The following is an 11,861-nucleotide window of genomic DNA, read 5'->3' as shown; positions in this document are numbered from 1 at the left end:
GTCAGGGGCGCGGGGAACTGCGCGAGAAGCCCCACCGGGCCCGCACCCGACCACGCACCCGCCCCCCACACCGGCGTGACCCATCCCACCCAGCGGAGCGTTTGGTGCAGACTGGCTGGATCCGCACCACGCCAGGGAGCACATCGTGACCGCGTTCAAGGGAGAGCGACCGCACCGGCCCCAGGTCGACCCGCTGAGGGCCCTGCGCACACCGGGTGACCCGCCCTGGGACGTCTATCTGACCGGCACCGTCTTCCTCGACATCATCTTCACCGGGCTGGACTCCGCCCCGGTGCGCGGAACCGAGTCCTGGGCCCGCGGCATGGGGTCCAGCCCCGGCGGCGTGGCCAACATGGCCACGGCCCTGGCCCGGCTGGGCCTCAGGACCTCCCTCGCGGCGGCCTTCGGCGACGACCACTACGGCGAGTACTGCTGGGACACCCTGGAGCAGGGCGAGGGCATCGACCTCTCCCCCTCCCGCACGGTCCTCGGCTGGCACTCCCCGGTCACCGTCTCCATGGCGTACGAGGGCGAGCGCACGATGGTCTCCCACGGCCACGAGGCGCCCCCGGAGGAGTCCGCGCCGGAGTGCCCACCCCCTGCGCGCGCCGCCGTCGCCTCCCTCACGCCCGGCGTACGCGCCCCCTGGATCGCCCAGGCCGCGAGCAAGGGCACCCGTATCTTCGCGGACGTCGGCTGGGACGAGACCGGCGCCTGGGACTTGGCGGGGCTCGCCGATCTCGCCCACTGCGAGGCGTTCCTGCCCAACGCGGCCGAGGCGATGCGGTACACCGGCGCCGAGTGCCCGAGGGCCGCCGCCCGCGCGCTGACCGAGCACGTCCCCGTGGCCGTGGTGACGCTGGGCGCGGAGGGCGCGTACGCCGTGGACGGGCGGACCGGTGAGACGGCGGAGGTGCCGGCCATCGCGGTGGAGGCCCTGGACCCGACGGGGGCGGGGGATGTGTTCGTGGCCGGGTTCGTCACCGGCACGCTGGCGGACTGGCCGCTGGCGGACCGGCTGGCCTTCGCGGGGCTGACCGCGGCGCTGTCGGTGCAGGAGTTCGGGGGGTCGCTGTCCGCGCCGGGCTGGGCGGAGATCGCGGCGTGGTGGCGGCGGGTGCAGTCGCTGGACGGGCAGGATCCCGCGGCGCTGCGCCGGTACGCCTTCCTGGAGGACTTCCTCCCGAAGGATCACGTCAGCCCGTGGCCGCTGCGGCGGGCGGTCCCGACGATCGGCTTCCGCCGGTCGGCTTGAGACCGGGCGCGTCATGGCTCGGGGGTGCCTGTTTCGTCGGCGACTGCGGATGGTTCGTGGTCGCTCGCGCAGTTCCCCGCGCCCCTGAAAAGCAGGGGCTGCGCCCCCATGCTTTTCAGGCCCGCAGGGGCCTGGTCTTTCAGGGGCGCGGGGAACTGCGCGAGAAGCCCCACCCACCCGCACCCGCCGACGAAACAGGCACCCCCGAGCCATCAGGCGCATCCAAAAACCCACACGTCTACCCACCGATCCCCACCCCAAACGCGCCGTGATACAAATTCTCCCGCGCGTCCCTGTCCGTCGACAGCCAGCCGCCCAACCCCCCTCATCGAGCCGCACCTTCGCACGTCCAGGAACGCCCGTGTCCCCCCGCACCACCACCCCGCCCTGGCCCCTCGTCGCCCTTTTCACGGCCGGGTATCTCGCCGCGTACCTCCTGCCCACCACCGTGGGCAGACTCGACGCGGCGCTCCCCCTCACCACCACCGAGGCCGGCGCCGTCGGCAGCGCGCTGCTGCTCGGCTCGGCCACGGCCGGCTTCACGCTCGCCGCGCACGTGTCACGCCTCGGCCCCCGCCGCCTCGCCCGCGCGGGCCTGCTGCTGGCCGCCGCCGGCTACGGCACCGCCGCGCTCACCACCGCCCTGCCCGCCGTGGTCGTGGGCGCGGTCCTCGGCGGCTTCGGTTCCGGTACGGCGACCGCCGTGGCCGCGACCGGGATCGCCGCGCAGCGCGACCCGCACCGGGTGTCGACGACGGGCCTGCTGAGCGTCTCGGCACTGGCCGGCGCCCTGTATCTGACGATCCCCCGCCTGGGCCCCGGCCACGGCATTCCGCTCGCCGCCCTCGCCCTCACGGCCCTGCTCACCCTCCCGGCGACCTCCCGGCTCGCCGACCCCGTGGCCACCGCCCAGGTCGCCCGGGACCGGGGCCCGCTCCCCCACCTGCGCCACGGCCTGACCCTGGCCGTCACGCTCCTGCTGTGGTCCCTGGCGCAGAACTCCCTCTGGGGCGTCAGCGGCCGCATCGGCACGACCCAGGCCGGGCTGTCCGAGGTCACCGTCGGCGCGGTCTTCGCGACGGCGCTCGGCGCGGGCCTGCTCGGGGTGATCGGGGCGAGCGCGCTGGGCGTGCGCTTCGGCCGCGCGCTCCCCATCGGCGCCGGCACGGCCCTCATCTCCGGCTGTATCGCGCTCAGCGCCACCGCGACCGACCTGCCGACCTTCGCCACCGGCGAGATCGCCTGGAACGCGCTCTACCCGGTCGTCCTGTCGTACCTCATCGGCCTCGCCGCCTCCCTCGACCCGCGTGGCCGCTGGGCGGTCCTGATCGGCTCCGCGTCCTCGCTCGGCACGGCCGCCGGGCCCCTCGTCGGCAGTCTGCTCTCCGCCCACGCCGGCTACCCGGCGATGGGTGCGATCCTGGCGGTGGGCCTGCTCCTCATCACGGCCCCCATGACCTGGGTGGCCCTGCGCACCGCCACGCCCACCACGGAACACGCCCGCTACCAGGAGCAGTCGACCACCGGGCAACCGGAGTACCGCCCGGCGGCCTAGGCGTGAGGGCGGCGTAAGGGCCATGGCCCCCCGCGCCCGCCCCAGGGCCAGAACGGTCACCCGAACTCGTACGCGTCCACCTCGGCGAGGTACCGGGCCCGCCGCTCCTCGTCGTGCTCCAGGAAGGACGCGGTGAAGGAGTTGCGGGCCAGCTCCCGCAGCCGGTCCTCGTCCAGGCCGAGGGTCCGGCGTACGGCGTCGAAGTTGTCGCCGGCGTATCCGCCGAAGTAGGCGGGGTCGTCGGAGTTGACCGTGCAGAGCAGGCCCGCGTCGAGCATGGCGGGCAGCGGGTGGTCGGCGAGGGAGTCGACGGCGCGCAGCCGGACGTTGGAGAGCGGGCAGAGCGTCAGCGGGATCCGCTCGCGCACCAGCCGTGCGACGAGGTCGGGGTCCTCCATGCAGCGCAGCCCGTGGTCGACGCGCTCGACCCCGAGGACGTCGAGGGCCTCGGTGATGTACTCCGGCGGGCCCTCCTCCCCCGCGTGCGCGACGCGCCGCAGTCCGAGCGCGGCGGCCGCCTCGTACACCTCACGGAACTTGACCGGCGGATGCCCGACCTCGGCGGAGTCCAGTCCGATCCCGACGATCCGGTCGAGATACGGCTTCGCTGCCTCCAGCGTGTCGAGGGCCGACTCGGCGGACTCGTCCCGCAGGAAGCAGAGGATCAGCTGCGTGGAGATCCCGTGCCGCTCCTCGCTCCCGCCCAGCGCCCGCCACAGCCCCTCGACGACCGTCCCCATCCCCACGCCCCGCGCGATGTGGGCCTGCGGGTCGAAGAAGATCTCGGCGTGACGTACGCCCTGGGCGGCGGCGCGGGCGAGATAGGCGTCGGCGAGGTCCGCGAAGTCCTGCTCGGTGCGCAGGACCGCCATCAGCTCGTAGTACAGGTTCAGGAAGGACTGGAGGTCCTCGAACTCGTAGGCCTTGCGGAGCGCTTCCGTGTCCGCGTACGGCAGCGCGACCCCGTTGCGGGCGGCCAGTGCGAACGCCAGCTCCGGCTCCAGGGTTCCTTCGATGTGCAGGTGCAGTTCAGCTTTGGGGAGGGACATCAAAGAATCGTACGGCCGCTTCAGCGCCGTTTCGGAAGCGCCACCCTCAGGAGGTCGTGGGCCACGGTCAGCTCCCCCTCGAACCCGGCGGCCCGCGCCTGCCGTTCGAACTCCTCGGGCTCGGTGTACCGCTGGCTGAAGTGGGTGAGCACGAGGTGCCGCACCCCGCAGTCGCGGGCGACGGAAGCGGCTTGACCTGCCGTCAGATGGCCGTGTTCGACGGCGAGTTCGATGTCCTCGTTCAGGAACGTGGACTCGATGACGAGCATGTCGGCCGCGTCCGCGAGGGCGTAGACGCCGTCGCAGAGCCGGGTGTCCATGACGAACGCGAACCGTTGTCCGCGCCGCAGCTCACTGACGTCGTCGAGCCGGACGTCCCCGATGGCGCCCTCCCGCTGGATCCGTCCGATGTCCGGCCCCTTGATCCCGTGCGCGGCGAGCCGCTCGGGCAGCATCCGGCGTCCGTCGGGCTCGACGAGGCGGTACCCGTAGGACTCGACGGGGTGCGAGAGCTTGCGTGCGTCGAGCGTGTAGGCGGGGGTGGTGACCAGTACGCCGCCCTCGCCGTCGACCGGCGCCTCGATCAGCTGGACCGTCTCCCGGTAGGCGGTGGCGTACCGCAGCCGGTCGAAGAACCGCTGGCCGGAGCGCGGGTAGTGGGCCGTGACGCCGTGCGGGACCCGGTCGAGGTTGATCCGCTGGATGACGCCGGCCAGCCCCAGCGAGTGGTCGCCGTGGAAGTGGGTGACGCAGATGCGGTTCAGGTCGTGCGCGGCGACCCCGGCGCGCAGCATCTGACGCTGGGTGCCCTCGCCGGGGTCGAAGAGGAGCCCCTCGGCGCCCCAGCGGAGCAGATAGCCGTTGTGGTTGCGGTGCCGGGTCGGAACCTGGCTGGCGGTGCCGAGGACCACCAGTTCACGTACGGACACGGCTCGTCACCCGGGGGGCCACTGCAGGCCGCGGCCGCCGACGACGTGGGCGTGCGCGTGGAAGACGGTCTGGCCGGCGCCGGTACCGGTGTTGAAGACGATGCGGTAGCTCTCCAGCTTGTCCTCGTCCGCGACGGCCTGGGTCTCGCGCAGGACGTCCGCGGCGAGGCCGGGGGCGGCGGTGGCGAGCGTGGCGGCGTCCGCGTAGTGCGCCTTCGGGATGACCAGGACGTGGGTCGGTGCCTGGGGGTTGATGTCCCGGAACGCGACCGTCGTCTCCGTCTCCCTCACGATCGTCGCGGGGACGTGTCCCGCCACGATCTTGCAGAACAGACAGTCGTCCTGCGGCTCCCCAGCCATACGTCGCCTCCCAGCCACCGGTGAATCCCGTACCGGGGCATGCTATCTCCGGGGTGCTTCGTCGGGTGCGAGTGCGTGGGGGCTTCTCGCGCAGTTCCCCGCGCCCCTGAAAGCATCAGGCCCCTGCGGGCCTGAAAAGCAGGGGGCGCAGCCCCTGCTTTTCAGGGGCGCGGGGAACTGCGCGAGAAGCCCCACTCAGCCGCACCCGACGACGCACCCCCCGGCCCTAGGACTCCGGCAAGGAGGGCGCCGTCTTCGCCGGCGTCGCTTCCAACCCCTCCAGCGCGATCCGGATCGCCTCGTCGAGCTGGGGGTCACGCCCCGCCGCGTGGTCCTGGGGCGCCTGCACGACCTCCACGTCAGGATCCACCCCGTGGTTCTCGACGCCCCACCCGTACCCCTCCAGCCAGAACGCGTACTTCGGCTGTGTCACCAGCGTCCCGTCCACCAGCCGATACCGGCTGTCGATCCCGACGACCCCGCCCCACGTCCGCGTCCCGACCACCGGCCCGATCCCGAGCGCCTTGATCGCCGCGTTGACGATGTCCCCGTCGGACCCGGAGAACTCGTTGGCGACGGCGACGACGGGCCCCCGGGGCGCGTCGTCGGGGTAGCTGCTCGCCCGCATCCCGCGCGGCAGGTCCCATCCGACGATCCGCCGGGCCAGCTTCTCCACCACGAGCTGGGAGGTGTGCCCGCCCCGGTTCTCCCGGACGTCCACGACCAGCCCCTCCCGCGCGACCTCGATGCGCAGGTCGCGGTGGAGCTGGGCCCAGCCGGAGCCGACCATGTCGGGGACGTGCAGGTACCCGAGGCGGCCGCCCGACTTCTCGTGGACGTACGCCCGCCGGTCCGCGACCCACGCGTGGTACCGCAGGGGCTCCTCGTCGGAGATGGGCACGACCACGGGATGCCGGAGGTCACCGCCGCCGGCCGGCAGCACGGTCAGTTCGACGGCCTTGCCGGCCGTGCCGACGAGCAGCGGCCCGGGTCCGGCCAGCGGGTCGACCGGCTGTCCGCCGACCGCGAGGATCGCGTCCCCGGCGCGCACGGCCACCCCGGGCGCGGCGAGCGGCGAGTGCGCGTCCGGGTCGGAGGTCTCCGAGGGCAGCACCCGGTCGATGCGCCACACCGGGGCTCCCTGGGGGCCGTCCTCGTGCCGGGAGACGTCCGCGCCGAGCAGGCCCTGCCGCCGGTCGCCGGAGCCGCCCCGGCCGCGCGGGGTGACGTAGGCGTGGGAGGTGCCCAGTTCGCCCTGCACCTCCCAGAGCAGGTCCACGAGGTCGTCGTGGGTGGCCACCCGTTCCAGGACGGGGCGGTAGCGGTCCAGGACGCCGGACCAGTCGACGCCGCCCAGGTCGGGCCGCCAGAAGTTGTCCCGCATCAGCCGGCCGGTCTCGTCGAACATCTGGCGCCACTCGGCGGCCGGATCGACGGTCCGCCGGATGCGCGAGAGGTCGACCGTGACGTTGGAGTCGCTGTCGTCGTCGCCCGAGGCGCGCCGGTCGCTGGGGACGACCTTGAGCTTGCCGTCGGTCCACAGCAGGACCCGTTTGCCGTCGCCGCTGACGGCGAAGTGGTCGGCGTCGGACGCCAGGTACTCCAGGCGCCGCTGGGCGAGGTCGTACCGCTCCAGGGAGGTCTTGGGGTCCGGGTCGTCGGGCGTGGCCCGTAGATGGCCGAGGACGCCGGTGACGGGGTGGCGCAGCCACAGCACACCGTCCTTGGCCGCGCGGAGCGTGGAGTAGCGGGCGGCCTCGACCGGGAAGGGGACGATCCGGTCGGCGAGCCCTTCGAGGTCGATCCGGGTGGCGGGGGCGCCCTCGCTGTCCGGGGTCTCGTCCTTGTCGGGTGCCTCGAACGGCCGGCCGTGGCGCTGCGGTCCGAACGGGGACGGGGTCGTCGCCGCGAGCGTGATCAGGTGCGGGCGGGCGCCGCTGACGAAGTGCAGGTCGAAGACGTGTTCGTCGTAGACCGGGTCGAAGGCGCGGGCGGAGAGGAAGGCGAGGTGCTTGCCGTCGAGCGTGAACGTCGGCGAGAAGTCCTGGAAGCGCAGCGGGGTCGCCTCGGTGACGGACAGGTCGGCGGTGTTGGCGAGCTTGAGCTGACGCAGCGGGCGCGGGCCCGGGTGCGACCAGGCGAGCCAGGCGGAGTCGGGCGAGAAGACGAGCCCGGTCACCTCGCCGTCCTCGCTGCGGTCGACCTCGCGCACCTCGCCGGTCTCCCGCTCGACGAGCAGCACCCGGCCGTCGTCGGCGGCGACGGCGACCCGGCTGCCGTCGGGGGCCACGGAGAGCCCGAGGACGCGGCCGAGCTGCCCGGCGGCGAGCCGGCGCGGGGTGGCGCCGGGGCCGACGCCGGTCGCCGGGGCGAACTCCAGCGCGTCGTCGCCCTCCGCGTCCGTCACCCACACCACCCACTCCTCGCCCTCCACCCGGAAGGTGCGGGGCAGCCGGGCCCGTACGCCGTCCTCGGCGGCGAGCGCGCGGGCGGGGCCGGAGCGGTGGGTGATCCAGTGGATCGAGCCGCGCACGGAGACGGCGCTGCCCCGGGCGGTGTGGTCGGGCGAGGCGGAGCCGAACCAGCGGGAGGCGTTCACCGGGAACGGCTGGAGGTCCACGCGCTGTCCGCCGAGCCGGATGTCGAGCCGGCGCGGCTCGGCGACGCCGTCGAGGTCGTCCAGCAGCCACAGCTCCCCGGCGGACGCGTACACGACGCGGGTGCCGTCGGTGGCCGCGTGCCGGGCGTAGAAGCCGTCGATGGGGGTGTGCCGGCGCAGGTCGGAGCCGTCGCCGAGGGAGGAGTAGAGCGCCCCGACGCCCTCGTGGTCGGAGAGGAACGCGATCCGGTCCCCGACCCACAGCGGGTACTCGATGTTGCCGTCCAACTCGGTGTGCAGACGCTCGAATTCCCCGGCGCCCTCGCCGCCCTCACCCGCGCGGTCGATCCACAGCTTGCCCGCGGTGCCGCCCCGGTACCGCTTCCACCAGGCGGCCTCGCGGCCCATCGGCGCGGACAGCAGCACGGTGGCGGGCCCGTGGGCGACATCGCCGACGGGCCCGTAGGGGAGGGTGGTGGCCGGTCCGCCGTCGAGCGGCACGGCGCGCGCCCAGCTGCGCCGCAGGCTGGCCTCGCCGTGGGTGCTGAGCGCGAGGACCTGCCCGTCGGGCGTCCAGCCGCGCACCTGGGTGCGCCAACTCCCCCAGTACGTCAGGCGCTTGGCCGAGCCGCCGTCGACGGGCGCGATGTGCACCTCGGGCGCGCCGTCCCGGGTGGAGGTCCACGCGACGGTGGTGCCGTCCGGGGAGATCCGGGGATGGTTCACGGGTACGTTGTCCGCGCTGACCCGCCAGGCACGGCCGCCGTCCAGAGGCGCGACCCACACGTCGTCCTCGGCGGTGAAGGCGACCAGGTCGCCGTGCAGGTGCGGATACCGGAAATACGCGAGCTGAGTCACCCGGTCACTTTATGCAGCGTTCGGTCCGATGGGGAGGGGTTTGGATCATGTCCCTCGCACCGGGCCCGAGTTGCCCCGGGCCGGGCCTCACTTGCCCTCGGGCACGCATGCCGGGTCCTTCTGGCACCAGATGGTCTGGGTGACGGTGACCGTCACCGTCGGCCCCGGCCGGTCCGGGTCCGGCTGTCCGGCGCTCGGCGTCGGGGCGGGGGCATCGCAGTTGCCGAGCCCCTCGACGTGGAACCACTCCTTGCCGCCGACCTTCGCGGTCAGATCCCCGCGTACGCACCTGCCGTTGACCTCTTTGGTCACCTTCCCGGTGACCTCGATGTCCCGGCCCTCCTTGTCCTCGCCGGTGCAGTCGACGTCGGCGACGGTGTTCACGGACGCGGACGGCGCGCCGGACTTCTTGCCGTCGCCCTGCCCGTCGCCGTCGCCGTCGTACGACGCCGTGCAGGTGAGCCACCGCACGTCGAGGCCCTCCCGCTCCAGCTCCTTGGTGGCGAGCTGGTCGGTGGTGAACGCGACGGCGCCGGTGTTCAGCCCGCCGCCCTCGCAGGCCACCAGGCCCACGACCGCGCAGACACCGAGCCCGGCTCCCAGCAGGAGCCGGCGCCCGCCCGTCCGGTACGCCCTGAGACGCTTCCATGCCCCCATGCCCGGCAGCCTGCCACCGCCCGCGGCGGCACGGAAGACCGCGTGCGGCCATGCCACCGGGACGGGGGACACGGGCGGAGGACACCGGCGGGGGGCGTCAGCCGCTCATCAGCAGCCATTCCTGCAGCTCGACCAAGTTCCCCTCGGGGTCCTTGAGATGGGCCACCCGCATCCGGTCGGTCATACGTGCGGGTCCGTGCAGGAGCCGTACGCCGAACGAGGTGACCCGCTCGCAGTACGCGTCGAGGTCGTCGACGCGCAGGACGACCAGCGACCGGTGTCCGTTCGCCGCGTCGGCCAGCTCCCCGAGCACCTCGGCCATCATCGCCCGGTCCTGCAGCGCGATCCCCGCGGACCCGACGGCCGGGCTGAACTTCTCGTACGGCCCGTCGACGGCCCCGGACTGCGGCTTCAGCCCGAGCACATCGGCGTAGAAGCGGTAGCACACGGCGAGGTCGGTGACGAGCAGCCTTACTTGGGCGAGTTCCACGATGCTCCCTGAGGGGTCGGGGACACGGTCGGGACCAGGGCGGTCAGGACCAGCGTCCGGTGCGGCCCAGCAGCAGCGCCCCCGCCGCCGTCCCGGCGGTCGACGTGCGCAGCACACTGGGCCCGAGTCGGTACGCCCCCGCGCCCGCCTCGCCGAAGAGCGCCAGCTCCTCCGGCGACACGCCCCCCTCGGGCCCCACGACGAGCACGATCTCCCCGGCCGTCGGCAGCTTCGCCGTGGCCAGGGTCTCGTCGCCGCTCTCGTGCAGGACGGCGGCGAAGTCGGCCTTCGCCAGCAGTGCCGCGACCTGCTTGCCCGTGGCCGCGTCCGCGACCTCGGGGAACCGCGTCCGGCGGGACTGCTTGCCCGCCTCCCGGGCGGTGGCCCGCCACTTGGCGAGCGCCTTCAGTCCCCGGTCGCCCTTCCACTGGGTGATGCAGCGGGAGGCGGCCCAGGGCACGATCGCGTCGACACCGACCTCGGTCATGGTCTCGACGGCCAGTTCGCCCCGGTCGCCCTTGGGCAGCGCCTGGACGACGGTGATGCGGGGCTGTGCGGGCGGCTCCTCCCGCAGGTCCCCCACATCCATGACGACCAGCCGGTCCTTGCCCTCGGCGGCCTTCACCACGCCTTCCACCCACCGGCCCCGCCCGTCGGTGAGGACCACGTCCTCACCGGGCCGCAGCCGCTTCACGGAGACCGCGTGGCGTCCTTCGGGGCCGTCGAGCACGATCTCCGAGCCCCGGCCGTCGAACCGGTCGACCACGAACACGGGTGCGGTCATCGCCCCTCGCTCCCGGCCTGACCGCCCTGGCCGCTGCCGACCCGCGCGGCGGCCTGCTCGTCCTGTGCGGCGGCGATCTCGGCGGCCAGCACCTCGACCAGTTCCCCGGCGGGCAGCGCGCGGGCCATCCGGTGGCCCTGCCCGGCCCACAGCGCCATGCCCTGGGCGTCCCCGGCCTTCGCGGCGGCCTTGCGCAGCGGCGAGGTGAGGTGGTGGACCTCCGGATAGGCGACGGGCGCGTACGGGCCGTGCTCGCGCAGGAACCGGTTGACCAGGCCCCGGGCCGGCCGGCCGGAGAAGGCCCGGGTCAGCTCGGTGCGGACGAAGAGGGGGTCGGTCAGGGCCTGCTTGTGCACGGCGTGCGCGCCGGACTCGGCGGTCGCGAGGAACGCGGTGCCGAGCTGGGCCGCGCTCACGCCGGCCGTGAGGAGGGCGGCGATCTGACTGCCTCGCATGATGCCGCCGGCCGCGACCATCGGCAGCGCCACGGCCTCGCGGACCTGGGCGACCAGCGAGAGCAGCCCGATGCCGGCGCGGTCGCGCTCGGGGTCGTCCCGGTGGGTGCCCTGGTGGCCGCCGGCCTCGACGCCCTGCACGATCACGGCGTGGGCCCCGGACCGCTCCACGGCCTGCGCCTCCTCCGCCGAGGTCGCGCTGACCAGGGTGAGCGTGCCCTTGCGGGCGAGGGACTCGACGACCTCGGGCGTCGGGCAGCCGAAGTGGAACGAGACCACGGGCACCGGGTTGTCGAGCAGCACGGCGAGCTTGGCCTCGTAGCCGTCGTCGCGTCCGCTGTCCGGGTCGCCCAGCTCGGCGTCGTACCAGGTGGCCTCACCGGCGAGCTGCTCCGCGTAGACCTCGACGGCGGCGGGCTCGGCATACTCCGGTTGCGGCATGAAGAGGTTCACGCCGAAGGGGCGTGAGGTGAGCGCCCGGAGGGCCTTGATCTCCTGGTACATCCCGTCGGCCGTCTTGTACCCGGCGGCCAGGAATCCCAGCCCGCCGGCCTCGGACACGGCGGCGGCCAGCCGCGGCACGGACACACCGCCCGCCATCGGGGCCTGCACGATCGGGAGCGGGACGAGATCGGTCAGTGCGGAGGACATGACGGCATGGTGCCACTGTCCTCCGGACATCGCCGAATCGGGGCGGACGGTTGCTCGTCGGGTGCGGGTGGGTGGGGGCTGGTCGCGCAGTTCCCCGCGCCCCTGAAGGACCAGGCCCTGCGGGCCTGGAAGACCACGGCCCCGCGGGTCTGAAAAGCACGGGGCGCAGCCCCTGCTTTTCAGGGGCGCGGGGAACTGCGCGAGAAGCCCCACGCAGCC

The 11,861-nt window shown here is 73.8% G+C and carries 10 protein-coding genes; 2 read left to right on the top strand and 8 right to left on the bottom strand.

All coding sequences use genetic code 11. From position 1 onward, the window contains the following. Positions 1–145 precede the first annotated feature (145 nt). Both HW837_RS24565 and HW837_RS24560 read left to right on the top strand, forming a co-directional pair. A complete protein-coding gene (locus HW837_RS24565; protein ID WP_093789153.1) occupies positions 146–1,255 on the top strand; it encodes a carbohydrate kinase family protein in 1,110 nt (369 codons plus the stop codon). A gap of 361 nt (positions 1,256–1,616) precedes the next feature. Continuing rightward, positions 1,617–2,810: an MFS transporter gene (locus HW837_RS24560; protein ID WP_093789152.1), complete on the top strand. Its 1,194-nt coding sequence runs from the start codon at positions 1,617–1,619 to the stop codon at positions 2,808–2,810. A 56-nt stretch (positions 2,811–2,866) separates the two neighbouring features. Here HW837_RS24560 and HW837_RS24555 read toward each other — a convergent pair whose 3' ends face one another. From HW837_RS24555 to HW837_RS24520, 8 genes are all read right to left on the bottom strand, one after another. Continuing rightward, the gene (locus HW837_RS24555; RefSeq protein ID WP_093789151.1) at positions 2,867–3,859 is read right to left on the bottom strand and encodes an adenosine deaminase; all 993 of its coding nucleotides are present in this window, start codon (positions 3,857–3,859) and stop codon (positions 2,867–2,869) included. Positions 3,860–3,879: 20 nt separating this feature from the next. After that, positions 3,880–4,788, bottom strand: a complete 909-nt coding sequence (locus HW837_RS24550; protein WP_045557488.1) for a ribonuclease Z — start codon at positions 4,786–4,788, stop codon at positions 3,880–3,882. A gap of 6 nt (positions 4,789–4,794) precedes the next feature. Continuing rightward, complete coding sequence (locus tag HW837_RS24545) at positions 4,795–5,148, bottom strand: histidine triad nucleotide-binding protein (protein WP_045557489.1); 354 nt, start codon at positions 5,146–5,148, stop codon at positions 4,795–4,797. Positions 5,149–5,374: 226 nt separating this feature from the next. Next, entirely contained in the window at positions 5,375–8,605 is a 3,231-nt protein-coding gene (locus HW837_RS24540) for a S41 family peptidase (protein WP_093789150.1), read from the bottom strand. Positions 8,606–8,692: 87 nt separating this feature from the next. Beyond that, a complete protein-coding gene (locus HW837_RS24535; protein WP_045557755.1) occupies positions 8,693–9,178 on the bottom strand; it encodes a hypothetical protein in 486 nt (161 codons plus the stop codon). A 181-nt stretch (positions 9,179–9,359) separates the two neighbouring features. Next, entirely contained in the window at positions 9,360–9,752 is a 393-nt protein-coding gene (locus tag HW837_RS24530; RefSeq protein ID WP_193380086.1) for a VOC family protein, read from the bottom strand. Positions 9,753–9,795: 43 nt separating this feature from the next. Next, on the bottom strand, positions 9,796–10,536 hold the full coding sequence (locus HW837_RS24525; RefSeq protein ID WP_045557492.1) for a 16S rRNA (uracil(1498)-N(3))-methyltransferase: 741 nt from the start codon (positions 10,534–10,536) through the stop codon (positions 9,796–9,798). Then, positions 10,533–11,642, bottom strand: coding sequence for a nitronate monooxygenase (locus tag HW837_RS24520; RefSeq protein WP_093789149.1), 1,110 nt, complete (start codon positions 11,640–11,642; stop codon positions 10,533–10,535). The genes HW837_RS24525 and HW837_RS24520 overlap by 4 nt, the downstream gene beginning before the upstream one ends. Positions 11,643–11,861 lie beyond the last annotated feature (219 nt).

Origin of the sequence: Streptomyces caniscabiei (assembly GCF_014930365.1) — a bacterium.
GTDB classification, from domain to species: domain Bacteria; phylum Actinomycetota; class Actinomycetes; order Streptomycetales; family Streptomycetaceae; genus Streptomyces; species Streptomyces caniscabiei.
This window is presented reverse-complemented; position numbering and strand designations above follow the sequence as displayed.